This window comes from Labrys sp. Lb11 (assembly GCF_057554225.1).
In genome coordinates this window covers 49,725-74,072 of record NZ_BAAJOT010000002.1, presented here as the reverse complement: position 1 = coordinate 74,072, position 24,348 = coordinate 49,725, and the positions used below count along the sequence as shown (strand labels likewise).

Genomic DNA, 24,348 nt, shown 5'->3' with positions numbered 1-24,348 from the left:
TCGGTCAGAGCCTCATGCATGGGGAACGGGCCATGGACCAAAATACAACGACTTTCGTGGCGATGGATACGCACAAGCGGACGATTTCGGTGGCGATCGCCGAAGGTGGGCGGCGAGGCGAAACACGGTTCCTGGGCGAGATCACGAGCCGTCCGGAGGCGGTCGCCAAGCTGGTGGAGCGGCTCTCGAAGAAGCACGCTCAATTGGCGTTCTGCTATGAGGCCGGGCCTTGCGGCTACGGGCTCTATCGGCAGATCGTCGCGCTCGGCCACGAATGCGTGGTGGTGGCGCCGTCGCTGGTGCCCACTCGGCCCGGCGACCGGGTGAAGACGGATCGCCGCGATGCGGTGACCCAGGCCTCGCTGTTCCGGTCGGGCGAATTGACACCGGTCTGGGTTCCCGACGAGGCGCACGAAGCCATGCGTGACCTATGCCGCGCCAGGCAGGCGGCGGTGGAGACCTTGCGGCGAGCACGCCAACAGGTGACCGGCTTTCTTCTGCGGCACGATCGGGTCTATTCAGACGGCAAACATTGGAGCGGCAAATATCGCAAATGGCTTGCTGGCCAGCGGTTTGATCATCCCGCGCGGCAGATCGCATTCGAGGAGCTTGTACAGGCAATGGAGGAGGCGCTGGCGCGACGCGACCGGCTGGCCAAGCAGATGCAGGAGCTTCTGCCCTCCTGGTCGCTTGCGAAGGTCGTCGCGGCCATTCAAGCCTTGCGCGGCATCGCCGCGATTTCGGCGATGACTTTGGTCGCCGAAATCGGCGACTTCCGCCGCTTCTCCAACCCGAGGCAACTCATGGCTTATCTCGGGCTGTGCCCAAGCGAGCGGTCGTCCGGCGCCAAGACGGCGCGTGGCGGCATAACGAAGGCGGGCAACACGCGCGGGCGGCGCATGCTCGTCGAAGGCGCCTGGACATATCGCTCACCGGCGCGCGTCGGACTCGCGATTTTGGAGCGCAACGAATTCCTGCCGCAGTCTGTCAAGGAAATCGCCTGGAAGGCGCAGGTGCGGCTGTGCGCGAGATATCGTCGACTTGCGAAGGCTGGAAAGCCGATCAATGTCGTCTGCGTCGCCATCGCGCGCGAACTCGCCGCATTTGTTTGGGCCATTGCGACAAATCCCGCCATCACCGCCGCCTGAAAGAAGACAGGCTGCCGAAAAGAGGGAGAACTGTCGAAATCCGTCGTTGAACATCTGCTCATCGCCGGAGGCGGAGGCACGGTAGGGCAATCCTCGCTGTGATTCTGTGGCCGATCGAAAGGTCGACGCCCGGCTTGAGACAGAGGCAGGCCCGAGACGAAAACGCGGTCTTGCGGTAGCCAACCCGCGCATCAGAGTCTGATCAACCGTCGTCTCGAAGCCTTCGCCTCCGGCTATGCGCAGGACAAACTGAATAGGCCGCTGCCGCGGAACAGATCTGCTTGCCAAAGCCTCTTGAAAATGGACATGAGAATCACGCCTCGCCATAAACACCAAACCATTTTATGAGTTTACGCCCTAGAAGCCGGCCTAAGACGATCTTTGAGAAGGCGGGGTACTATGGTGAAACAGAAACAGCCGCTGGCTTCGCGAGAGGGGCGTCACGTGTCACAGCTGCCGGGCTAGATCGGCGCTGCGATTGTGGTACTCGTAGTCCGAGTAAGTACGAGCGTGCAGGGTACTATGGCGAGACAGAAACTGCGATTGGTGCTATTATGGGGAAGCAGCCGTTGCAGCCCTCCAGGCAGCCCAATCGGGGCTGCCGGCTGGAGGATGGCAGAGTGTTCAGTCGTTGCCTGCTGGCGTACCCGTTGGTGGGACTGGCGATGTAAGATTTGCGGTTTTTAATGATGACCAGTCGGCTCTAATCGGATTAGCAAAGACCGCTCAGAAGACCGGATTGACTGCAGTGCAAGCTCAGATAGTGAAAACATGGGCAGTTGAATTGGGGATTTCTTACAGAGGGCCAGAAATTCATCCAAAACGAAATTTCAATATAATTCACATACATGTCGGCCCCGTTGATCATATATCGGTGAAATAATCATGCAATTATTAAGAATTAAGAGGGAAATTTCCCCAAAAAGCTACTGGAGAATTGTAGATATATGTAAGAGAAATTCGGATATATTTGGTTTTGTTGTGCACTTGGATATGAGTATGCTGCCAAAAGGTTTACTTTTTGTCGAGAGTATTTCTCAATTTTTGATTGATGAAAGATTGTCTTGTGAATGGCCCGGGACTATTACTTTTGAGGATAATGTTATGATGAGACGATATCAGCTTTGTGACGCGGTTGTTTCTAGAATTCGACAGGTGTCTTCTGGCATTTCGGATTGGATTCAGCCCAATTTGCCGGAAGACATATTTTTTATGCGTGGCAATGATGTTGTCATGGAAACTGTATCTCACGATGCCGTTGGCGCTATATATCCAATCATTTCTGCTAATGATAGATTGGCTTTGATTAGAGATGGTATTGCAGAGTATTCTGATTGCTATTAACTTGGAATTTTGGTGGCAGTGCATTTAATAAATTAGATGCACTGTTGTCTAATGGTTCGGTGGCTTGCCAAGGGATTTTTTGAGTAAATCCAGGATATTTGTCGTTTGTTGAAGCAACAGGATTTGTTCGTGTTCGCAGGTTTACCTGCGAACGACGGGCAAATCCTGTTGGATGCTGTTAGCCGCGCCGGTGGATCGGTGTCACCGAAGGCCGCAGCGCAGCGAAGGACCGCGCAGCGGTTGACGCCGATCCACCGGTGTGGCGGCAGGAGGGAATGGTGTTGTCGGCTCTGTCGCTTGTGGCAGGCTCGGCCCGAGGCTGCAGGGTTGTCTACGCGGTCAGCACCAGGCTGCCAGCAATGTGGGAGGCGATACCCGATCTTCCAAAGTCACCAGCGCGGTCCCCGCCGAGCGAAGCTGCAAAGTGCATAACGGAATGATCGGGCCTTCGCCCTCGGGCGAGGTCTGGGCCGGCGGCCTGCTCCGGATGGGGCGGTCGCCGGCGAAGCGGGATATCCTCCGTGTCGGATGGTTGGAGGGCGTCGTCTTGAGCGAAACATCCAACCCAGCATAAACTCGCATCGCTCCCTCAGCTTCCTCGGGGGGCATCGCCGAAAGCGCCTCAAACGCTCCGGCTCGGCAGGCGCCTGACACGCGCCTGTCATCACCCCAAAAGTCACCGCGATTGCGGATTGCGGGGCTCTGCGAGACTCTCTGCCATCGTACCGGAACCGAGCCATGGACGTCGACAACCTCTATCACAGCCCGGATCTGGTCCAATTCTATGACATCGACAATGGGCTCGTTCCCGGCGTTCAGAGCCGCAGGGCGGAGCCGCTGAGCAGGCCGACCAGCTCGGCCTGCCGGGTGACGCCGGTCTTCTGGAAGATGCGCTTCAGGGTGGAGCGCACGGTCTGCTCGGCGATGCCGAGCCTTGCCGCCGCCTCGCGCGGGGGATGGCCGGCGGCGATCAGCGCCGCGAGCCGGGCCTCCGACGGCGTCAGGTCGAACAGGCCCTGCACCACGCTGGCCGTCGGCACGGCGGCGGGCACGACGGGCGTCGCCACCAGCATGAAGCGGGCCTTGGCGAAGATGTCGCGCGCCGCGCCGCGGATCGGCACGAGATGGACGATCGCGGCCGGCTGCTCCTCGCGCGCCGGGATCGGGATCGAGCGCACGCCGCCGATCGAAGCGGCGTCCGGCGCCGCGAGCGCCTGGACGAGCAGCCGGTCGGCCGCCGGATCGGCGAGCGCCAGCCGGGACGGCAGGTCGCAGACCGTGCCGGGCATCATCGCGGCCAGGGGGATGTTGGCCGCTATCGCCCGCCCGCTCCGGTCGAGCACGGCCGCCGGCAGGCCGATGAGCTCCAGCGCCCTGGCTGCCGCCTGGACGCGCTCCATCTCCAGCCTTGCCGACAGCAGCGCGGCCCGCGCCAGATGCGGGCGCAGGCGGTCGAGGAACGACAGCGCGGCGGGGGCGAAGGAGCCCTCGGCGAAGGAGCGTTCGCAATGGACGATGATGTCGTCGCCGCTCGGGGCGTGGATGGCGGTCGCCGTGCCGGAGCCGTAGCCGCCGGGAATGAGGAAGTCCCGGTAGAGCGGCTCCGAGCCGATCTCCGCCTCGGACAGGAGGTCGCGATCGGTGACGAAGCCGGCCCGCCGGGCGCCGAGCAGGCGGCGGGTGCGGATGTTGTCCGGAAAGCGCTCGAAATGGCCGAGCATCATCGCCTCGCATTCCGGCGACGTCGTCGCCCATCCCAGCGGGCAGCCCCCGCGGGTGGCGAGCAGCAGCGCGTGCGGCGCGCCGGCCGCGGCGGCGACATCGCCGAGGACGCCGCGCCACAGCTCCGGCACCAGGGCGGCTTCGTAGATGCGGTCGACGATCGCGCCGTCAGGCATGGCCGGCGCCCCTGGCGCTGGCCGCCGCGGCGGTGGGGGGAGGTGGGAATCCCGGTGACAGTGCATTTAATAAATTATATGCACTGTTGTCTAATGGCTCGGTAGTTTGTCAAGGGATTTTTTGAGTAAATTCGGGAGATTTTCGTTTGTTGAAGCAACAGAATTTGTTCGTGTTCGCAGGTCTGCCGGTGAACGACGGGCAAATTCTGTTGGAATGCTGTTTGCCGCGCTCGTGAATCGGTGTCACCGAAGGCCGCAGCGCAGCGAAGGATCGCGCAGTCGGTTATAGTGCAGTGCATCTATCTTCCAAATTCACGTCCTGTTTCGGCTGGGGCCAGCCCCGCCCGAGTTGCGACTCAGATGGATAGGGTGGACTGCCCCCCTCTTGTGAGACTCAGGAATTAGGGTGACAGGGCCTATCGGAGGCAGAATGTCCGACAAGCCCAGGCAGATCACCCTCGACCTCGACGCCACCGACGATCCGCTGCACGGCCATCAGGAAGGGCGGTTCTTCCGCAGCTATTACGACTGCTACTGCTACCTGCCGCTCTACATCTTCTGCGGCCGCCATCTGCCGGCCGCCAAGCTGCGGCGTTCCAACATCGACGCCGCGGCCGGATCGGTCGAGGAGATTGCGCGCATCGTGGCCCAGATCCGCGCGCAATGGCCGCGGGTGAGGATTCTGCTGCGCGCCGATTCCGGCTTCGCGCGGGACGCCCTGATGACCTGGTGCGAGGCCAACCGGGTCGATTACCTGTTCGGCCTGGCCAGGAACGAGCGGCTGGCCGGCGAGATCGCGGCCGAATTGGCGCAGGCCGCCGAAGACAGCCGCAGGACCGGCCAGCCGGCACGGCGCTTCAAGGACTTCCTGTGGACGACGCTCGACAGCTGGCGCCGTCGGCGCCGGGTCGTCGGCAAGGCCGAACCTACGCGTGGCGAGGCCAATCCGCGCTTCGTCGTGACCTCGCTCAAGCGCGCCGAGGCCGGCGCTCGTCATCTCTACGAGACCCTCTATTGCGCCAGGGGCGAGATGGAAAACCGGATCAAGGAATGTCAGGGCGATCTGTTCGCCGACCGCACCTCGTCGGGCACCATGCGCGCCAATCAGCTGCGCCTGTGGTTCGCCGCGATGGCCTATGTGCTCATCTGCGCGCTGCGCCGCATCGGCCTCAAGCACACCCAGTTCGCCCAGGCCAGTTGCGGCACGATCCGGCTGAAGCTGCTCAAGATCGGCGCGCTGGTGCCCGTCTCGGTGCGTCGGATCAAGGTCGCCATGACCTCGGCCTGCCCCTACCGGCTCGAATATGCGCTCGCCCACGCCCGATTACGCCAGACCGCCGCCTGAGCGCGGCCCAGCCCACCCCGACCAGCCACCAGAAGATCCGACATCGCTGCCCTGACCGCACGGCCAACCCGGTCAATGTCGGCGATCCTAGCCCGTCTTCGCGGATTCGCGCGCGGAAACGTCGATTTCGAGGTTTTTTGAGCGCGTAAGTATTTGATCTGATTGAGGCGAGGTTCGCATGTTCTACCGGAATCGGCTGTAGTGAAGACCTAGGCTATTTCCAAGATACGGTTTGGCGTGCATAGATTCATGTCGCCATGTTTCTGCGACGAACCGAGCGAAGGAAGGACGGCAAGACGCACACCTACTGGAACATCGTCGAGAACAAGCGTCTCGACGATGGCCGGGTGGTGCAGCGGCAGGTTTTGTATTTGGGTGAAATCAACTCTTCTCAGGCCGCCGCCTGGCGCAAAGCCATCGAGGTGCTCGATACCGACACCGGCGATCGACAGACGCTGGCTCTGTTTCCGGAGGATCGCTGCCAAGCCGTCGCGGCCGATGCCTCAGTGGTGCAGCTTCGCTTGTCGGAGCTCCGGCTGTGCCGGCCGCGCCAATGGGGTGCCTGTTGGCTGGCCGGGCTCCTATGGCGCGACCTGCACCTCGATCGGTTCTGGGCCGACCGCCTGCCGCCGAGCCGCAAGGGGACACGCTGGGACCAGGTGCTTCAGGTTCTGGTGACCTATCGCCTGATCGCACCGGGCAGCGAATGGCGCCTGCATCGCGAATGGTTCGAGCGTAGCGCTATGGCCGATCTCTTGGGGGCGGACTTCGGGTTGGCCGAGGCGCACAAACTGTATGCCTGCCACGACCTGCTCCTGGCGCACAGGCAGACCCTGTTCGCTCATCTGGCGGAGCGCTGGCGCGATCTGTTCAACGCCCGCTTCGACGTGCTGCTCTACGATCTGACCAGCACCTATTTTGAGGTCAACGCCTCGGATCTGCCCGAGGGCGACAAGCGCCGTCACGGCTATAGCCGCGACAAGCGGCCGGACTGTCCGCAAGTGGTGATCGCCCTGGTCGTCACCCCGGAGGGCTTGCCTTTGGCCTACGAGGTGCTGGCCGGCAACACCGCCGACAGCAAGACGCTGGGGATGTTCCTCGGCAAGATCGAGCAGCAATACGGCAAGGCGCGGCGCGTCTGGGTGATGGATCGCGGCATTCCCACCGAGGCGGCCCTGGCACAGATGCGGGCCAGTGACCCGCCGGTCCAGTATCTGGTGGGAACGCCCAAGGGACGGCTGAACCGCCTGGAAAAGCACCTGCTGGACAAGCCCTGGCAGGAGGCGCGGCAGGGCGTTCAGGTGAAGCTGCTGGCCGAGGATGGCGAACTCTATGTCTTCGCCCAGAGCCTCGACCGCGTCTCCAAGGAACGGGCCATGCGGCGGCGGCAGTTGAAATGGCTGTGGAAGCGGCTCCGGCAGATCGCCGCCATGGCGGTCTCCCGCGAGGAGCTCCTGATGAAGCTGGGCGCCGCGCGCTCCAAGGCGCCGACCGCCTGGCGCCTGGTCGATGTCGACATCGACAAGAACGGCGGGCTGACCTTCCGCCTCGACCGCAAGAGGCTGCGAACCATCAGACGGCGTGAAGGGCGCTATCTGCTGCGAACCAATCTCACCGACAACGATCCCGCGCTGCTATGGCAATATTACATTCAGCTCGTCGCCGTCGAAGAGGTCTTCAAGACCCTGAAAGGCGACCTGGCGATCCGCCCGGTCTTCCACAAGGATGAGAGGCGGATAGAAGCCCACATCTTCATCGCCTTCCTGGCCTATTGCCTGCAGATCACCCTGACCCGCCGCCTCCACGCCCTGGCCCCGGGACTGACCGCTCGAAGTGCTCTGGAAAAGTTCGTTGCCATCCAGATGATCGACGTCCACTTGCCCACCACCGATGGTCGCGAGATCCAGCTGACCCGCTACACCCAGCCCGAGCCCGAGCTCAGCCTCCTCATCAGCCGCCTCAAGCTCCAATTGCCGCCACAGCCCCCGCCCAGAATCACCTCCTCCGTCCTCGCCCAAGCCGGTCGACGTAGTGAAGACCTTTTAGCCTAACCCATTGATCGCCAACCGCGGGGATGCCTCAATCTGCCCCCAATCCGCGAAGACGGGCTAGTGGGCACAAGATGGGCGACCAGGGCAATGTCGACACAAATGCCAGTGTCGGTGGTGGTATCGGCGACTGGAGCGGTGGCGATCATGGTGGCTGGGGTCATGATAGCTCGGGCGGTAACAATGACAGCTACGGTGGTGGCGACGGCTTTGGTGGATGGTTATCCAACCTATTCTCCGGCTTGTTCTCTGGGCCAGGGGGCCCGTATAATGACACCGCTGCAGGAATTGCAGCAAATCCTGCAAACAGTCGGAATGGTGGCTTCTTTGGAGCACTTCTCAGTGGTGGCCCCCAATCCGTCGCACCTCGGAACTATGGGTTGTGGGACTACGAAACGGATAGTGTTCAAGGATTCCAGAGGGCTAATTACGACTATATGAGTTATCTGAGAGCGCAGGCGGTTGAGGTGCGCTTGGAAAGGTATAGTATCCCCCCTGAAATGAGAACGCCCTTGGACAATCTGGCATTTCGCGTTGTCCAAGATGCCCTCAAGAGCATGTTTAGGGCACCGAAGAGGCGAGAATGGGGAGGTATGTTCTACGTAACGAAAATGGGAATTCTGTCATATACGAACCCGACACAGGCCGCTGAGCGCCTTGGTGACAGTCTATATAACATGCAGGACGCTTATCGTTCCGCATCGAAAGAAGGCCGCCCAATAGGTGATTATCATACTCATCCTACCAGTCAGTGGCCAAGTTCCGACGATGTAGACGGAACGAAAGTATGGGCAAAATCTTACCCTGGATACACATCGTACATTGGAACTACAACATCAGGAATATTGAAATACAACCCCACCGATCCAACAAGACTTGGTGTAATGCAATGACCGAGGGCTTAGCTAGGGTTATTTTCGTTGCCATCTATATACTGTACTTCTGTCCACCTGTGAAAGCAGCCACAGACAATGAGTCACTGCAAATAAATCAACTCCAGCTGCATTTACTGAGGACGGCAGAAAAATATGCGAGAGATATCAATTTGAATCCAGATTACTATGAAGTATTAATAAGCACAGACAATCTTACTAAATATTATCGAGTATTTTTTATGTTCCAGATTTCCGATACTCTGCCAAGGCGTTTTCGCAGCGGCGAAGATGATTATTTTAGAAGCAAATATAGTCGATTTTCAGTGTATATAGATCGGATGACGATGGAGGTCGTAGGGCATTCGACGGACGGTGAAATAATTTATAGAAAAAATCGCTTCCGCCACAAAAACTAGAATTCCCGCAATTCCAGTGACTTTGGGGTGATGGCAGGCGCGTGTTAGGCGCCTGCCATCACCCCAAAGTCACCGGAATTCGGACGTCGACCGAGGCCTGGAGCTACGCCTATGACCGCATCGACCAGTTGCTGCAGGCGACCAACGCCGGCAGCGGCGCCTTCAACGAAACGTTCACCTATGACGTCGCCGGCAACCTGATCACCAAGACCGGCGTCGGCACCTACAGCTATGGCGGGGCCGGCGGCGCCGGCCCGCATGCGGTGTCCCAGATCGTGCTGGGCAGCCTGACCTTCGCCTTCAGCTACGACGCCAACGGCAACCTGGTGAGCGGCTACAACCGGAGCTATGCCTGGGACGCGGAAAACCGGCTGACCTCGATCACCTCGGGCGGCGTCACCTCCACCTTCGTCTACGGCCCGGACGGGACGCGGCTGAAGAAGATCACCAAGGCCAGCCCGCGCGGCTGCACGACCGCGCCGAGCCCGCTGCCGACGGAGACGACGCTCTATGTGTTCGGCGACGAGCGCGTCACCTACTCGGCGTCGGCGGACCCCTGCGTGCCGACGACGCCGACCTGGATCACCTATCCGACCTCGAACACCAAGAAGGAGGCGGTGCCCGGCCAGGCGGTGCAGACCTATGTGCTGCTGAAGGATCATCTCGGCACGGTCCGGGCGATGGTGGACCGCGCCACCGGCGCGCCGGTGCTCGAGAGCCGCTATGCGCCCTACGGCCAGCAGACGCCGACGACGACCTCGACCGCCACGCGCGAGGCCCGGGCCTATCTCGCCGAGCGTCAGGACGAGACCGGGCTGCTCTACCTCAACGCCCGCTACTACGACCCGAGGGTCGCCCGCTTCGTCTCGCCGGACTGGTGGGACCCGACCGAGGGCGGCGTCGGCACCAACCGCTACGCCTATGCCGCCAACAACCCGGTCAATGTCAGCGACCCCAGCGGGCACAAGATGGGCGACCAGGGCAATGTCGACACGCATGCCGAGGCTGCTTGGGATGAATTTAAGAATGGCCGAGGTAAGATGCTGGGGATTGTTGGTGCCGGTGGTGACCCTCTGGACCCGCCTTCTGAAAAGCCTGTAACTTATTTCGAAGCAATGAAAGGATTCTTGGCTCTGAGAGAGGCGGCGATATCGGTGATATCGCGAATAAATCCAATTAGCGTTGCCGAGAATAGAGAGTATGCTGGTCTGATATTCTACGATGCGGAAACAGCTTCTTTTATTGCTTCGCCTCCCTTGCGACAGGGGGAAAAAAGTGGAAATGTTTTAAATGCGTTGAGGTTTCGTGGACCTGGACAATGGGTCGTGGCGAGCTATCATACGCACGGTTCATACGCCGTCGCGGCGATAGGTCCGGATGGCTTGCCGGTTACAAGTGGCAAGGGGGCTATATCTCTGACTGTTACGATTCAGAATTCATTTAGAGACAATTTTAATACGGAAAATTTTTCAGACTCAGATATAATAGGAGAACAGAATAGGAGACAGAACTTGGGAGGCTACTATTGGGGAGGTTTCTTGGTGACGCCTTCCGGAGCCATAAAGTTCTACAGTCCAGACGACCATAGTGTCGCAACACTGGTTCCATGATCGCGGATATTTTGTAAGCATTGGAAAGCTAATTATGCTCAAATTTGATGGAGGTTTGGATGTCCAGAATGCTATTGGCGATTAAAGTGCTTATTCTAATTCTTGTCTTTTCTGGGGCATGAAGGGAATTCATGCGGCCGAATTGCCGGATCCTGGGGAGAAACCGCCTTCTACGTATGGCGTCCCGGTGAATACGAAAGTCGAGGGGCTAATCGTTATTAATCATGATATTTTAAGATGTATTGGTGCGATTGAGAGTTTCATCAATACAAAGGGATATAAATTTTCTAATTATGATTTGGAAATAGTAGATCGGTCTCTTGATGAATTTTTAGTTATTCTGATAGATTCTGATAATAAAGGAGATGTTATGGGGCATAGAATGGGTTTTTATGAGATGACAATCCAGAAGAAAGATTGTTATGTTGGAAATAATCACTTTGTCCGCTAACTTGGTTTTCTCCAGTCCGAGGTTCTCGGCTGTGTAACAGCTGCGGCTTTTCGGTTCCGGTGACGGCAATGTCTGGGCCCTAACCGAGAACGGCGACGCCGACCGCACCGGCGACGAGCGCCTGACGAAGACCGAGTACGCCGTTAACCCGTCTTCGCGGATTCGGGATGGTCCGCCTCGTCGTTCCCGGTCTTGCGCACCGGAATTGCTAGCGCCACTTCGACGGAGGCCTGGACCTACGCCTATGACCGCATCGACCAACTGCTGCAGGCGACCAACGCCGGCAACGGCGCCTTCAACGAGGCGTTCACCTAGTCTTACTGCGTCACAAGCGTTGCGGGACAGTCGGTGGCTTGCGCGGAGCGTTGCAGCAGGGACAGCGCTGCAGGCTGCCGGCGAGAGCGACGGTGAGGCGTCGGCGCATGGAGGCGATCGAGTTGGGCATGTGCCGTTCGGGCCGGGTCGGCGGCGCCTCGGGGTCGATAATCGTCGGGAAGGGCAGGTTGCGGGAGGTTCGCGGCGGTGCCCGGTCCGGAGGGGGGAATCGTCTCCCTTTCGGAGACCAGGAAGCCGTAGGCGGCGATGCACAGGGTGGCGTGATGGTGGAAGCCTCGCCAGCCTCGCCCTTCGTAGTGGCCGAGCCCGACCTCCTGCTTGAGGTCCTGGTGGTCGCGTTCGATGCGCCAGCGCAGCTTGGTGACATCGACCAGGTCGGCGAAGGGGATGGCCTCGGGCAGGGTGGAGAACCAATACTTGACCGGCTCCGCCTCGCTTTCGGGCCATTCGATCAGCAGCCATTCTTCCGGGCGCGGCTGGGTGAGCTGCTCGTCGCGGTGGGCCGGGCGCACGCGCACCCTGGCGTAGCGCGAGCTCAGCCAGTCGGCCGCGCCCTCGCGCCAACGGATGGTTTCCCAGGCCGAAGCCGGCAGGCTGAGCGCCAGGGTCTTGACCGTGACCGGCCGATGCTCGGCATCCCGGCGCAGGCGCGTGCCCGGCCGGCCCCGGCCGCTCCGCTCCCGCGGCGGCAACGGCCCGGTGCCGGGCGGCCACACCGTCATGGTCGACGTCAGGCCCGCTGCGTAGCGAAGACCGAGGGCGGTGATCTCGGTGCGCAGGCGCGTGTCGACGCCATAGCCGGCATCCATCAGCACCGTCCCTCGTGGAAGACCTGCCGCACACGCCGCCCGCAGCTGGGCCAGCGCGATCTCCGGCTTGGTCGCAAACGCCACCTCCGGCGGCACGCCCGCCTTGGCCCGCCGCAGCGGATCTGCCGCCCAATCTTCCGGCAGGTACAGCCGGTAGGCCACCGGCAGGCTGGCGGCATGGTTGGCGATCGACAGGCTCACCGCCACCTGGCAGTTGTCCTGCTTGCCGAGCTGGCCGCAATCTTGCCGCGTCACCCCGACCGAATGACGCCCCTTCTTCGGAAAGCCCGTGTCATCGATGATCCAGGCTTCGATCGGCCCACTGCGCTCGATGGCCGGCAGAACCTGCTCGCGCACCTTGGCCAGCACCGGCTCATCCGGCCACGGCGCATTGCCGACAAAATGCAGCAGCGCCTGATGCTGCGCCGCCACCCGGGACGGCGCCGTCACCGCCGCCATCGGCTCCACGCTCTTGCGCTCACCCGGCAGCAGCAGCCCGAGACAATAAGCGCGCAGCGGCTCCGCCCGGTCCGCATGCCCGATCACCCCGACAAGACCCTCGACATAGCTCGAAAAGCGCGCTTCACTCTCCCGGCTCGCCAAACCGTCCATCCCACCCTCCGATGATGCCGGCCAAATCAGTCCAACACCATACGCCGGCGGCTCGCCCCAAAATACCGATCCAATCCGCGTCTTTCTGACTCAGTAAGATTAGGGCGTCGACTCATAAACTTTGGCACCATATTTTTGCTGCGATGAGCTTTACGGCTGCGAGAAAGTTCTCGGGCCGCTTGTCATATCGGGTTGCGATGCCTCGGAACTGCTTGATCCTGTTAAAGAAGCGCTCCACGAGGTTGCGCTGCCGATAGACCCAGGGCGAGAAGACAAAGGAGGCCTTGCGGTTTGACTTCGGCGGGATGTTGGCCCAGGCCTTGCGCTCGGCGGCCTTGGCCCGAATGGCATTGTTATCATACCCCTTGTCGGCCAAGAGGATGGTTCCCTCGCCGAGTTGGTCCGTCAACGCGTCGGCCTCGGTGCAGTCGGCGATCTGCCCGCCGGTCAGACGGAGGGTGACGGGACGGCCTTCGGCGTCCACGAGCGCGTGGATTTTGCTCGTAAGTCCGCCGCGGGAACGTCCCATGCCGCCATCCTCGCCATCCCCCTTTTTCCCGTGGCCGCATGCTGGTGAACGCGGACACAGCTGGAGTCGATCATGACGATGTCACCATCGTAAGCTTCCGAAACCGCTTCCAGAAGCCGGTCCCAGACCCCGGCTTTCCGCCAGCGGACGAAGCGGTTGTAGCAGGTGGTTGGTGGACCGTAGCGCTCCGGGATTTCTGACCAGGGCGAACCAGTCCGAAACCGCCAGAGAATGCCATTCAGCACACGCCGGTCATCCACACGGGGAACACCGCGCGGTTTGTTCGGCAGTCGCGGCGAAAGAATTGACCATTCATGGTCCGTGAGTTCGTGGCGACGGTGCGTCATCGAAGACTTCCCTGTTCGGAAACCTTGAATCACGCCTCGCCATAAACACCAAACCATTTTATGAGTTTACGCCCTAGTGAATTGACCATGACGGAAGAGACCGGTAGGGGGTCCTGTGCAGAGTTGGCCGTGCGTTCGTGCCGGACGTGCACAGGAATCTTGATCGAAGTCACAGTGAGAGCCGTCTATACCTGGAATGCGATCATTGCTGACCACAACACATCGGTGGAGTATGTCTGGTGCGCCCGGATCGTGCCAATTTGGAGATGAGTCCTAAGATGGGTATTGTGTGGAGGCTCTTGGCAACGCTCATCGTTCTTGGATGGAGCTCGTGCGGGAATGCGGCAAAATCGCTACCCAGATTTTATCTTCCGTATAATTATAAGAGATGCATCCCTAGCATAGATTCGTTTCTTGAGGAGCAGAAATATAATTTTCGAGACTTTAATATTGAATTCATCGATTGGTCTGAAGAAGTATTTTGGACGCTGCTAGTAAACCTAAAAGGAACGCCTAATATTTTAGGTCATATTTCCTCCTTCTTTGAAATGACAGCGCGGCGAAGCGATTGCGCGATATTGAAGTCCAACTTCAGCGGTTAACCTTGGATTCCGGCAGGATTCCGGTGACAGTCACCGTGACTCCGTCGCGCCGCGTCCGGCCTGGCCCAATGCGGCTCCCTTGATGATTAGCTTGATGGAGCAGATCATGCTTAGAATGCTAGTAGCGATTAGAGTGCTTCTTCTCCTTCTTGTCTTTGCTGAGAGTGCGAAGGGAATTCGTGCGGCCGAATTGCCGAAGCCTGGAGAGAAGCCCCCTTCTCCGTATTATGACGCCCCCGCAGCGGCAAAATCGCTACCCAGATTTTATCTTCCGTATAACTATAAGAGATGCATCCCTAGCATAGATTCATTTCTTGAGGGGCAGAAATATAATTTTCGAGACTTTGATATTGAATTCATCGATTGGTCTGAAGAGATATTTTGGGCATTGCTAGTAAATCCAAAAGGAACGCCTAATAGTTTAGGTCATATTTTTCCCTTCTTTGAAATGACAGTGCGGCGAAGCGATTGCGCGATATTGAGGTCCAACTTCAGCGGGTAGCTTTGGATTCCGGCAGGATTCCGGAATCCCGGTGGATGGACTGCGCCTACATCGCCCCCCGCTGACGCCCTTGCGGCCGACGCTCTCATAGCGGAAGCCGCGCCGCATTACGGTGACTTTGGGGTGATGGCAGGCGCGTGTTAGTCTTGCTGCGTCACAAGCGTTGTGGGACAGTCGGTGGCTTGCGCGGTGCGTTGCAGCAGGGACAGCGCTGCAGGCTGCCGGCGAGAGCGACGGTGAGGCGTCGGCGCATGGAGGCGATCGAGTTGGGCATGTGCCGTTCGGGCCGGATCGGCGGCGCCTCGGGGTCGATAATCGTCGGGAAGGGCAGGTTGCGGGAGGTTCGCGGCGGTGCCCGGTCCAGAGGGGGGAATCGTCTCCCTTTCGCAGACCAGGAAGCCGTAGGCGGCGATGCACAGGGTGGCGTGATGGTGGAAGCCTCGCCAGCCTCGCCCTTCGTAGTGGCCGAGCCCGACCTCCTGCTTGAGATCCTGGTGGTCGCGTTCGATGCGCCAGCGCAGCTTGGTGACATCGACCAGGTCGGCGAAGGGGATGGCCTCGGGCAGGGTGGAGAACCAATATTTGACCGGCTCCGCCTCGCTTTCGGGCCATTCGATCAGCAGCCATTCTTCCGGGCGCGGCTGGGTGAGCTGCTGGTCGCGGTGGGCCGGGCGCACGCGCACCCTGGCGTAGCGCGAGCTCAGCCAGTCGGCCGCGCCCTCGCGCCAACGGATGGTTTCCCAGGCCGAAGCCGGCAGGCTGAGCGCCAGGGTCTTGACCGTGACCGGCCGATGCTCGGCATCCCGGCGCAGGCGCGTGCCCGGCCGGCCCCGGCCGCTCCGCTCCCGCGGCGGCAACGGCCCGGTGCCGGGCGGCCACACCGTCATGGTCGACGTCAGGCCCGCTGCGTAGCGAAGACCGAGGGCGGTGATCTCGGTGCGCAGGCGCGTGTCGACGCCATAGCCGGCATCCATCAGCACCGTCCCTCGTGGAAGACCTGCCGCACACGCCGCCCGCAGCTGGGCCAGCGCGATCTCCGGCTTGGTCGCAAACGCCACCTCCGGCGGCACGCCCGCCTTGGCCCGCCGCAGCGGATCTGCCGCCCAATCTTCCGGCAGGTACAGCCGGTAGGCCACCGGCAGGCTGGCGGCATGGTTGGCGATCGACAGGCTCACCGCCACCTGGCAGTTGTCCTGCTTGCCGAGCTGGCCGCAATCTTGCCGCGTCACCCCGACCGAATGACGCCCCTTCTTCGGAAAGCCCGTGTCATCGATGATCCAGGCTTCGATCGGCCCACTGCGCTCGATCGCCGGCAGCACCTGCTCGCGCACCTTGGCCAGCACCGGCTCATCCGGCTACGGCGCATTGCCGACAAAATGCAGCAGCGCCTGATGCTGCGCCGCCACCCGGGACGGCGCCGTCACCGCCGCCATCGGCTCCACGCTCTTGCGCTCACCCGGCAGCAGCAGCCCGAGACAATAAGCGCGCAGCGGCTCCGCCCGGTCCGCATGCCCGATCACCCCGACAAGACCCTCGACATAGCTCGAAAAGCGCGCTTCACTCTCCCGGCTCGCCAAACCGTCCATCCCACCCTCCGATGATGCCGGCCAAATCAGTCCAACACCATACGCCGGCGGCTCGCCCCAAAATACCGATCCAATCCGCGTCTTTCTGACTCAGTAAGATTAGGCGTGCCGGCTACTATGGCGAGACAGAGACCGCAATGGGTGCTATCACGGCTGAGGCGGCCGTTGCGGCGTTCGAGGCTGCTAAAGCGGAGCGATCTAGTCTGCCTTCCGGGGGGTGGCAGAGTGTTCGCTCACTAAATATCTCGCCAGTCGGATACAATCCCGACTCCGATTATAAATTCATGGGAGGCCCTAATCTTATTGGCGAGCGAGTTGTGGCTTGGACGGTAAATTTGGAGACTATGGCAGTTTACGACTTCGGGTCCTTTAAAGTTGTTGTTAAAGTTGGGCAACGAATAGCGCCAAGAGCTTTGGCAATTGACAGTCCGCTTGTACATTCGGGGAATATTCTGAACGATAATTAGATCATCAGAGAGCGATGAGAGGCGGCAATGTTGAATTTTAGAATAAGCGCCGAAGCCAAGAAGCGTATGGCTGAGTTGACGGAAGAGATTTCTGTCAAATTCAGTATTGAAAATGTTGTTCCGGCTGTAGTTTTCGTCGATAGGAAATTTAATGAAGAAATTAATAAGTCATTTCCAGCCATAGGTTTCTATGATAAAATCGATGTTATGCCTTGTGATTTGTGTTACTGTGAAGAATTTGAATATGTTCTGGCAATTTCGGAATTGGATAGAGACAAATTTGAGGGAAAAATATTAATGTTTTCCGAAGAAGGATTCTCGTTAATTGATCAGTATGCGTCCGGGCAAGGCCGCCTTGCGGACTAAGACGTTGGCGGCTGCCTGTCCTTAGAGGCTGTTTTGAAAATCGCCTATTGGAATCCCTGTGGAATCCCGATGACAGCGCATTTAATAAATTAGATGCACCGTTGTCTAATGTCTCGATAGTTTGTCAATGGACTTTTTGAGTAAATTCGGGAGATTTTTCGTTTATTGAAGCAGCAGAATTTGTTCGTGTTCGCAGGTTTTCCGGTGAACGACGGGCAAATTCTGTTGGAATGCTGTTTGCCGCGCCGGTGAATCGCGTGTCACTGAAGGCTGCAGCGCAGCGAAGGACCGCGCAGTCGGTTATAGTGCAGTGCATCTATCTTCCGAATTCACGTCCTGTTTCGGCTTGGGGCCTGCCCCGCCGGAGTTGCGACCCAGGATGGATAGGGAGAAGGTGGTAGATAAACGCAACGTCACTGGAATTCTGATTCAATCACCGCCGCTTGCTCGATCCCATCGGCAACATCCCGCCCGCCGAGGACGAAACCCACTTATCCGGCAGCTTCAACTGTCCAAACATACCGAGCCGGCTCTCGATGTCTACGCATCCGCCCAGTGGCGCATGCAGTCGCGCGCCGCGCGCTCGCCGCTCGCCGCCGCCCCTGTGACGAGGGCCTGGGCGAGGTAGTCGCCGCAGAAATAGACCCGGCGCCGGGTCGCCGACTGCCGCTCGCGAAAGGCGGCCATGGCGCCGGCATAGCCGGGATAGAACATCGGCAGCTTGCGGGCGATCCACTGGCCGTGCAGGTCGGCGCAGTCCCGGTCGAGGTCCGGATAGAGCTCGCGTACGCGCCCGGCCACCAGCGCGTCCAGCCCTCCGGTCATGCCGCGCTCCAGGGCCTCGGCGACGGCCTCCGGCGACAATTGCGCATAGAGCTGCGGCGCCTGCCCGGCCGCCGCGTCGCCCGGGATCTGCTGCCAGGTGGCGAGGGGGCCGGCGGCCGCGCGCGTGAAGAAGCGCATCGCCGGTTCGACCTGCCGGTTCAGCCTGTAGTGGACGACGCCGAGCGCATTGTAGCGCACGCCGGCGAAGAAGCAGCGCTCCTCCTGCGGCAGGTCGGGAAAGAGGTCGGCAGCGAGCGAGCCTTCCGTGGCGCAGAGCACGAGATCGGCCTCGTGGACGACCGTCTCGCCGCCGTGCTCGGCCCGGACGCGGCAGGGGCCTTGGTCCGGCGTCTCGACGCGGCTCACGCGCGTGCCGCAATCGATGGCGAGGCCCTCGGCCAGGGCGCGCGGCAGCCGGTCCATTCCGCCCTGGAAGCCGTACACCGTGGCGCGCCCGACCAGATGCGGCATGGTCGAGGCGAAGAAGGCGGCCGATACCTCCTCGGCGTTCCAGCAGCGCGTGCCGCGGAAGATCGGCTCGACCATCCGCTCCAGCACGTTGGGACCGAGGTTGCGGCGGACATGGTCGGCCAGCGTCACGCCGTCCGCGGCGGGCGCTGAGGCCGCGTCGTCGGGATCGGTGCGGGCGGCGAGCGTCCTCAGCCCGAAGGCCGGGAAGCGCAGCCGCTCGGCTAGGGCGAGGCCCGGCGTGAGCAGGCTTGCCGGGCCGGGCATCAGGTCGACGGGCCAGCACCCGTCGGCGCCGACGCATTCGGCCGAGAGACGGCGGATGGGCACCAGCGCCGGCGTCAGGCCGATCTCGTCGAGCAGGGCATTGAACGGCTTGCTGAAGGCGTAGACGAGCCTGGCCCCCGCATTGAAGCGGATGCCGCGCACCTCCCGTTGGCCGACCCGTCCGCCGGGCACCGCGCCGGCTTCCAGCACGCGCACGGCATGGCCGGCCCGGGCGAGCCGCCGGGCGGCGACCAGGCCGGCAATGCCGGCCCCGATCACGACGATCCGCTTGCCGGTCATCACTGCCCCGACGCGCCGCGGCTCACGCCAGCCACTCGCGCAGGTCGATCGCCGCCTCGCCGGGGACGGTCTTGCGCGCGAACTCCGCCTCGCGGCCGAAGGGCATGGTGGCGTCGATGCACAGCCGCCCCCAGTGATCCTTGTGCGGGTCGCGGTAGAAGCCGGGGATGTCGTTGAGGATCATGGCGCGGGTGTCGGCGCGCCCGCGCGTCATGTAGGCCCACATGACGTCGTCGAGATCGTAGATGTCCACGTCCTCGTCCACCACGATCACGACCTTGTTGTAGTCGAGCTGGGAGCCGAGGGCGGCGAGGATCACGTGCTTGCCCTGACCCTCATAGGTCTTGCGGATCTTGATGATGGAGATCATCACGTTGGGCCGGCAGCACACGTCGATCACGCCCGGCACCTGCGCTGCGACATGGCGGTAGACGCGGGCCGCGGTCACGGCCTCCAGCGGCCGCAGATCCTCCGGCGAACCGCAGACCAGCCCGTGCAGCACGGCGCCGGGGCGATAGGCGACATGGCTGACCTCGAAGACATGGTTGTCGCCGACCTCGACATAATTGCCCATGAACTCGCCGAACGGACCCTCCGGGCGCTTGACATGGGGCAGGAAGCGCCCCTCCACCACGATGTCGACCGATGCGGGCACGTCGAGCCCGATGGTCTTGCAAGGCCGCATCGGCAGCCTGGCGCCGGCGATCCGGGCGGCCATCACCAGCTCGGACGCCTCGTAGGGCAGGGAGGCGCAGGCCGCCAGGAAGATCTCCGGCGGCCCGGAGAGCAGCAGCGCCGCCTCCAGCGCCTCGCCGCGCGCCTCGGCCTTGGCCTGGTAGCGGGCGAGGTCGTGCGTGGAGCCGAGCCGCACCCGCAGCTCGGCGTCCGAGACCTGCATGGCGCGGTGGAAGGACAGGTTCGGCACGCCGCTGTCGGGCTCGCGGGCGAGGAAGATGGCCGAGGTGAAGTAGGGGCCGGCGTCGCGGGCGTGGTAGGTGATGGCCGGCAGGTCGGACAGCGTCCCGTCCCGGAATTCGGCAGCAACCGCCGCGGGGGCCGGTTCGAGCACGTCGGCGTCGCGGCCGGCGATGCAGGCGTCGGTCAGCTCGATCCATCTCTGGCAGAAGGTCTTGTCCCCGGCGCCGATCAGCCGGCACAGGCGCTCATGGCTGCCGAACAGGTTGGACACGACGGGAAAGCCGCTGCCCAGGACGGTCTCGAACAGCACGGCCTGCTCGCCGGCCTTCTGGACGGCCTTGGTGACGGCCGCGAGCTGGTGGCACGGGTCGACCGGGCGGGACACGACCGCCAGCTCGCCGCGTCCGGCAAGATCGTCGATGAATCGCCGCATGGCCGCCTCCTCCGCATCCGGCCAGTTAAGCCGGTTGCGCCGGCCGATGACAGCCCGCGCTTTTGTCGTGCCGGCCCTATTCTTTTCGAATTCGGCAATCGGACGCGGCGCGCCCTTTGCCGGGCGCGCGGTCTCGGCCATGCTCGGGCCAACCGCGACTAAGGATGGACCATGACCCGCACGCTTCGCATCCGCAATCCGCGCACCGGCGTCGACGACTATGCGATTACCCCCTTCGATCGGGAACGCCTGGAGGCGCGCTGCGGCGAGCTGCGGGCCGCCCAGCCGGCCTGGGCCGCGCTCGGCGTCGAGGGACGGGCCAAGGCCATGCTCGCCCTGTGCGATGCGGTCGACCGGCATTTCGACGCGATCCTCGAGGCCCTGTGCGTCGACACCGGCCGCTACGACATGTCCGTCGCCGAGCTCGAGGGGCTGAAGGGCATCACGCGCATGCGCTGCGCCACGGCCGCGGAGGCGCTGGCCGAGGCGAGCGGCACCTCGTCCGATCCCGGGCTGCGCTTCCAGCAGCAGCACGTGCCCTACGAGCTGGTGGGCATCGTCTCGCCGTGGAACTATCCGCTGATCCTGTGCATGATCGACGCCATCACCGCCCTGCTGGCGGGCTCGGCCGTGGCGGTCAAGCCTTCGGAAGTGACGCCGCGCTTCATCCGGCCCTTCCGCGCGGCGATCGCCGAGGTGGAGCATCTGCGCGACGTGCTCGACATCTTCGAGGGCGACGGCGAGACCGGCGGCGCCATCGTCGACCTCACCGACACGCTGGTGTTCACCGGCTCGGTGCGCACCGGCCGCAAGGTCCAGGAGCGGGCGGCCGCGCAGTTCAAGACCGTGTTCCTGGAACTCGGGGGCAGCGATCCGGCGGTGGTGCTGGACAGCGCCGAGCCGGACTTCGCCGCCGAGATCATCGTGCGCGGGGCGGTGGAGAATTCCGGCCAGCTGTGCTGCGCCATCGAGCGGGTCTATGTGCAGCGCGGCATCTACCACGCGGTCTGCGAGCGCGTGGTGGCGCGCATGGCGGCGCTGGAGATGAACACCGACGACATCCGGCAGGGCGAGCTCGGGCCGATCATCTTCGCCCGGCAGGCGGAGATCCTGCGCGAGCAGATCGCCGACGCCCTCGCCAAGGGCGCCAGGGTGCTGACCGGCGGCAGGATCGTCGAGCATGGCGGCGGCCTGTGGTGCGAGCCGACGGTGCTGGTCGGCGTCACGCAGGACATGGCGGTCATGCGCGACGAGACCTTCGGCCCGATCGTGCCGATCATGGCCTTCGACGGCGAGGACGAGGCGGTGCGGCTTGCCAACGACACCGCGTTCGGCCTGTCCGCCGCCGTCATCGGCGAGGAGGACAGGGCGGTCGCCATCGGCCGCCGCATCAATGCCGGCGGCCTGTGGATCAATGATTTCGACACGATGGGCGGCGTCGGCGCGCGGGCGGAGAAGACCGCCTTCGGCTGCTCCGGGCTCGGCGGCAGCCGCTACGGCTACGGAGGTTTCCGTCGCTTCCTGCGCAAAAAGGCGATAGTCATCCGTTCGATCGCAGCCTGACCGGTGCTCCGCCTCCGACGGCTCGTACCGATCCGTCGGACATGGACTCCGGGTGATGCCGGTCTGTGCCGTGTTCCCGGCACGGCGATCGGAATCGAGCGTTGGAAACACGACACCAGGGCGTCCGTACCATGACCGACTTCGCCGAGACCCGCAGGGCCTTCCATCTGCCGGAGGGCGTCGTCTATCTCGACGGCAATTCGCTGGGACCGCTGCCGGTCGCCGCGGGCGAGCGCGTGGCGCGGATGCTGGCCGAGGAATGGGGCGACCAGCTCATCCGCGGCTGGAACACCGCCGGATGGTACGTGCAGCCCCGCAAGGTCGGCGACCGCGTCGCCCGGCTGATCGGCGCCGCGCCCGGCACGGTAGTGATGGGAGACACGCTCTCCATCAAGGTCTACCAGGCGCTCTCCTCGGCGCTCGAACTCAATCCCGGGCGCCGCGTGGTGCTGTCCGACAGCGGCAATTTCCCCTCGGACCTCTACATGGCGCAAGGCCTCCTGGCCTCGCTCGGGCGCGGCTATGAGCTGAAGGTGGTGGAGCCCGAGGCGGTGGAGGGCGCCATCGACGAGACGGTGGCGGTGACGCTGATCACCGAGGTGGACTACCGCACCGGCCGCCTGCACGACATGAAGCGTCTCACCGCCCGGGCTCATGCGGCCGGCGCGCTCGCCGTCTGGGACCTCGCCCATTCCGCCGGCGCGGTGGAGGTCGACCTGACCGGCGCGGACGCGGATTTCGCCGTCGGCTGCACCTACAAATACCTGAACGGCGGGCCGGGCGCGCCCGCCTTCATCTATGTGGCGCCGCGCCATGCCGAGCGGGCGCGTCCCAGCCTGTCCGGCTGGATGGGCCACGCGGCCCCCTTCGCCTTCGACCTCGACTATCGTCCCGCACCCGGCATCGAGCGCATGCGCGTCGGCACGCCGCCGGTCGTCGCGCTGACCGCGCTGGAGGCGGCGCTGGACGTCTGGGACGCGGTGGACATGGGCGACGTGCGCCGGCGCTCGATCGAGCTCAGCGAGCGCTTCATCGCCGGGGTCGAGGCCCGCTGCCCCGAGCTGGCGCTCGCCAGCCCGCGCGATCCGAACGGCCGCGGCAGCCAGGTGTCCTTCCGCCACCCGCATGCCTATGCCGTGATGCAAGCGCTGATCGCCAGGGGCGTGATCGGCGATTTCCGTGCGCCGGACGCCATGCGCTTCGGCTTCACGCCGCTCTATCTCGGCCCCGAGGAGGTCGACCGGGCCGTGGCGATCCTGGCCGAGGTGCTGGACGGGCGGCATTGGGACCGGGCCGAGTTCCATCGCAAGGCGGCGGTGACATGAGCCAGCCCTACGATCCCGCCGCCGAAGGGGCGGAAATGTCGTTCAGCCGCAAGATGTCCTATGGCGACTATCTGCGCCTGGACCGGATCCTCGACGCACAGGAGCCGCTGTCCGGCGCGCATGACGAGCTCCTGTTCATCATCCAGCACCAGACGTCCGAGCTGTGGATGAAGCTCGCCATCCACGAGATGGGCTCGGCGGCCCGGGCGCTGCGCCGGGACGAGCTGCAGCCCGCCTTCAAGATGCTGACGCGGGTGGCGCGGATCTTCGACCAGCTCAACTCCGCCTGGGACGTGCTGCGGACGATGACGCCGTCCGAATACAACCTGATGCGCCCGGCGCTCGGCCAGTCCTCGGGCTTCCAGTCCTGGCAGTACCGGGCGATCGAATACCTGGCCGGCAACCGCAACCTGGCCATGCTCCGCCCGCACGAGCACCGGCCCGAGATCGTCGCCAGGCTGGAGGCGATCCTCGCCGAGAAATCGATCTACGACGAGGCGATCGCGCTGCTGCAGCGCAACGGCTTCGACGTGGGCGGGGAGCCGCGCCCCGACCTGCGCCAGAGCCGGGAGGAGAACCCGAAAGTCCGGGAGGCCTGGCGGCAGGTCTACGCCGATCCGCAGCATCACTGGCCGCTCTACGAGCTGGCCGAGAAGCTGGTGGATTTCGAGGACTATTTCCGCCGCTGGCGCTTCAACCACGTCACCACGGTGGAGCGGATCATCGGCTTCAAGCGGGGTACGGGCGGGACGGGCGGCGTGAGCTATCTGCGCCGGATGCTGGAGGTCGAGCTCTTCCCGGAGCTGTGGCACGTCAGGACGGATTTGTGAGCGGGGCGAGACCCCGGTCCATCCCGGCACCATGACGCAGCTTGGCCGGTGCCGGGATCTGTTCGGGATCGACTGCGGCCTGGTCCGCCGCGATGAGGGTCCGGCCTGACGGCCGGGTCCGGACGGAC

16 protein-coding genes and 2 pseudogenes are annotated in these 24,348 nt (G+C 62.7%); 12 read left to right on the top strand and 6 right to left on the bottom strand.

The window, feature by feature from the left end; translation table 11 throughout:
• Nucleotides 1–32: 32 nt before the first annotated feature.
• Both AC27L4_RS05570 and AC27L4_RS05565 read left to right on the top strand, forming a co-directional pair.
• The gene (locus AC27L4_RS05570) at nucleotides 33–1,148 is read left to right on the top strand and encodes an IS110 family RNA-guided transposase (protein ID WP_487141059.1); all 1,116 of its coding nucleotides are present in this window, start codon (nucleotides 33–35) and stop codon (nucleotides 1,146–1,148) included.
• A gap of 885 nt (nucleotides 1,149–2,033) precedes the next feature.
• On the top strand, nucleotides 2,034–2,492 hold the full coding sequence (locus AC27L4_RS05565; protein WP_487141058.1) for a hypothetical protein: 459 nt from the start codon (nucleotides 2,034–2,036) through the stop codon (nucleotides 2,490–2,492).
• Between the two features lie 815 nt (nucleotides 2,493–3,307).
• Here AC27L4_RS05565 and AC27L4_RS05560 read toward each other — a convergent pair.
• Nucleotides 3,308–4,390 carry a helix-turn-helix transcriptional regulator gene (locus AC27L4_RS05560; RefSeq protein WP_487141057.1) on the bottom strand — a complete coding sequence of 361 codons (1,083 nt, stop codon included), beginning with the start codon at nucleotides 4,388–4,390 and terminating at the stop codon, nucleotides 3,308–3,310.
• A 442-nt stretch (nucleotides 4,391–4,832) separates the two neighbouring features.
• On the opposite strand from AC27L4_RS05560, the pseudogene AC27L4_RS05555 reads away from it, so the two are divergent.
• The 5 genes and pseudogenes from AC27L4_RS05555 to AC27L4_RS05535 form a co-directional block, all read left to right on the top strand.
• A pseudogene (locus AC27L4_RS05555) lies at nucleotides 4,833–5,735 on the top strand (IS1380 family transposase); the annotation flags it as partial.
• 257 nt (nucleotides 5,736–5,992) lie between these two features.
• Nucleotides 5,993–7,786, top strand: a complete 1,794-nt coding sequence (locus AC27L4_RS05550) for an IS1634 family transposase (RefSeq protein WP_487141056.1) — start codon at nucleotides 5,993–5,995, stop codon at nucleotides 7,784–7,786.
• Between the two features lie 71 nt (nucleotides 7,787–7,857).
• A complete protein-coding gene (locus AC27L4_RS05545; RefSeq protein ID WP_487141055.1) occupies nucleotides 7,858–8,676 on the top strand; it encodes an MPN domain-containing protein in 819 nt (272 codons plus the stop codon).
• Between the two features lie 439 nt (nucleotides 8,677–9,115).
• Entirely contained in the window at nucleotides 9,116–10,684 is a 1,569-nt protein-coding gene (locus AC27L4_RS05540) for an RHS repeat-associated core domain-containing protein (RefSeq protein WP_487141054.1), read from the top strand.
• A gap of 643 nt (nucleotides 10,685–11,327) precedes the next feature.
• Nucleotides 11,328–11,450 carry a hypothetical protein gene (locus AC27L4_RS05535; protein ID WP_487141053.1) on the top strand — a complete coding sequence of 41 codons (123 nt, stop codon included), beginning with the start codon at nucleotides 11,328–11,330 and terminating at the stop codon, nucleotides 11,448–11,450.
• 2 nt (nucleotides 11,451–11,452) lie between these two features.
• Here the strand turns inward: AC27L4_RS05535 and AC27L4_RS05530 are convergent, their stop codons facing one another.
• Nucleotides 11,453–12,892, bottom strand: coding sequence for an IS701 family transposase (locus tag AC27L4_RS05530; protein ID WP_487141052.1), 1,440 nt, complete (start codon nucleotides 12,890–12,892; stop codon nucleotides 11,453–11,455).
• Nucleotides 12,893–13,004: 112 nt separating this feature from the next.
• A protein-coding gene (locus AC27L4_RS05525) for an IS5 family transposase (RefSeq protein WP_487141051.1) occupies nucleotides 13,005–13,768 on the bottom strand; the annotation gives its coding sequence in 2 pieces (ribosomal slippage) (nucleotides 13,005–13,453 and nucleotides 13,453–13,768; 765 coding nt in all).
• Nucleotides 13,769–14,464: 696 nt separating this feature from the next.
• Between AC27L4_RS05525 and AC27L4_RS05520 the strand changes: the two genes are divergently transcribed.
• Nucleotides 14,465–14,872 (top strand): hypothetical protein, encoded by a 408-nt coding sequence (locus AC27L4_RS05520; protein WP_487141050.1) that lies wholly within the window; start codon nucleotides 14,465–14,467, stop codon nucleotides 14,870–14,872.
• Nucleotides 14,873–15,012: 140 nt separating this feature from the next.
• Here AC27L4_RS05520 and AC27L4_RS05515 read toward each other — a convergent pair.
• Nucleotides 15,013–16,458 (bottom strand): annotated as a pseudogene (locus AC27L4_RS05515) (IS701 family transposase).
• 533 nt (nucleotides 16,459–16,991) lie between these two features.
• Between AC27L4_RS05515 and AC27L4_RS05510 the strand changes: the two are divergent.
• The gene (locus tag AC27L4_RS05510; protein ID WP_487141049.1) at nucleotides 16,992–17,291 is read left to right on the top strand and encodes a hypothetical protein; all 300 of its coding nucleotides are present in this window, start codon (nucleotides 16,992–16,994) and stop codon (nucleotides 17,289–17,291) included.
• A 540-nt stretch (nucleotides 17,292–17,831) separates the two neighbouring features.
• Here the strand turns inward: AC27L4_RS05510 and AC27L4_RS05505 are convergent.
• Entirely contained in the window at nucleotides 17,832–19,151 is a 1,320-nt protein-coding gene (locus AC27L4_RS05505) for a protoporphyrinogen/coproporphyrinogen oxidase (protein ID WP_487141048.1), read from the bottom strand.
• A 22-nt stretch (nucleotides 19,152–19,173) separates the two neighbouring features.
• Nucleotides 19,174–20,502 (bottom strand): UbiD family decarboxylase, encoded by a 1,329-nt coding sequence (locus tag AC27L4_RS05500; protein ID WP_487141047.1) that lies wholly within the window; start codon nucleotides 20,500–20,502, stop codon nucleotides 19,174–19,176.
• A 171-nt stretch (nucleotides 20,503–20,673) separates the two neighbouring features.
• Here AC27L4_RS05500 and AC27L4_RS05495 point away from each other — a divergent pair, with 171 nt between their 5' ends.
• The 3 genes from AC27L4_RS05495 to kynA all read left to right on the top strand — a co-directional run bounded on the left by AC27L4_RS05495 (nucleotide 20,674) and on the right by kynA (nucleotide 24,220).
• Nucleotides 20,674–22,065, top strand: coding sequence for an aldehyde dehydrogenase family protein (locus AC27L4_RS05495; RefSeq protein ID WP_487141046.1), 1,392 nt, complete (start codon nucleotides 20,674–20,676; stop codon nucleotides 22,063–22,065).
• A 131-nt stretch (nucleotides 22,066–22,196) separates the two neighbouring features.
• Nucleotides 22,197–23,390, top strand: coding sequence for a kynureninase (gene kynU / locus AC27L4_RS05490; protein WP_487141045.1), 1,194 nt, complete (start codon nucleotides 22,197–22,199; stop codon nucleotides 23,388–23,390).
• A complete protein-coding gene (kynA, locus tag AC27L4_RS05485) occupies nucleotides 23,387–24,220 on the top strand; it encodes a tryptophan 2,3-dioxygenase (RefSeq protein ID WP_487141044.1) in 834 nt (277 codons plus the stop codon). Before kynU ends, kynA begins: the two co-directional genes overlap by 4 nt.
• The last annotated feature ends 128 nt before the right edge of the window (nucleotides 24,221–24,348 follow it).

Coding starts and splice junctions, on each gene's coding strand:
- AC27L4_RS05570 (WP_487141059.1), top strand. CDS start 33: ATGGACCAAAATACAACGACTTTCGTGGCGATGGATACGCACAAGCGG.
- AC27L4_RS05520 (WP_487141050.1), top strand. CDS start 14,465: ATGGAGCAGATCATGCTTAGAATGCTAGTAGCGATTAGAGTGCTTCTT.
- kynU (WP_487141045.1), top strand. CDS start 22,197: ATGACCGACTTCGCCGAGACCCGCAGGGCCTTCCATCTGCCGGAGGGC.
- AC27L4_RS05500 (WP_487141047.1), bottom strand. CDS start 20,502: ATGCGGCGATTCATCGACGATCTTGCCGGACGCGGCGAGCTGGCGGTC.
- AC27L4_RS05505 (WP_487141048.1), bottom strand. CDS start 19,151: ATGACCGGCAAGCGGATCGTCGTGATCGGGGCCGGCATTGCCGGCCTG.
- AC27L4_RS05550 (WP_487141056.1), top strand. CDS start 5,993: ATGTTTCTGCGACGAACCGAGCGAAGGAAGGACGGCAAGACGCACACC.
- AC27L4_RS05545 (WP_487141055.1), top strand. CDS start 7,858: ATGGGCGACCAGGGCAATGTCGACACAAATGCCAGTGTCGGTGGTGGT.
- AC27L4_RS05560 (WP_487141057.1), bottom strand. CDS start 4,390: ATGCCTGACGGCGCGATCGTCGACCGCATCTACGAAGCCGCCCTGGTG.
- AC27L4_RS05510 (WP_487141049.1), top strand. CDS start 16,992: ATGGCTGAGTTGACGGAAGAGATTTCTGTCAAATTCAGTATTGAAAAT.
- AC27L4_RS05565 (WP_487141058.1), top strand. CDS start 2,034: ATGCAATTATTAAGAATTAAGAGGGAAATTTCCCCAAAAAGCTACTGG.
- AC27L4_RS05495 (WP_487141046.1), top strand. CDS start 20,674: ATGACCCGCACGCTTCGCATCCGCAATCCGCGCACCGGCGTCGACGAC.
- kynA (WP_487141044.1), top strand. CDS start 23,387: ATGAGCCAGCCCTACGATCCCGCCGCCGAAGGGGCGGAAATGTCGTTC.
- AC27L4_RS05530 (WP_487141052.1), bottom strand. CDS start 12,892: ATGGACGGTTTGGCGAGCCGGGAGAGTGAAGCGCGCTTTTCGAGCTAT.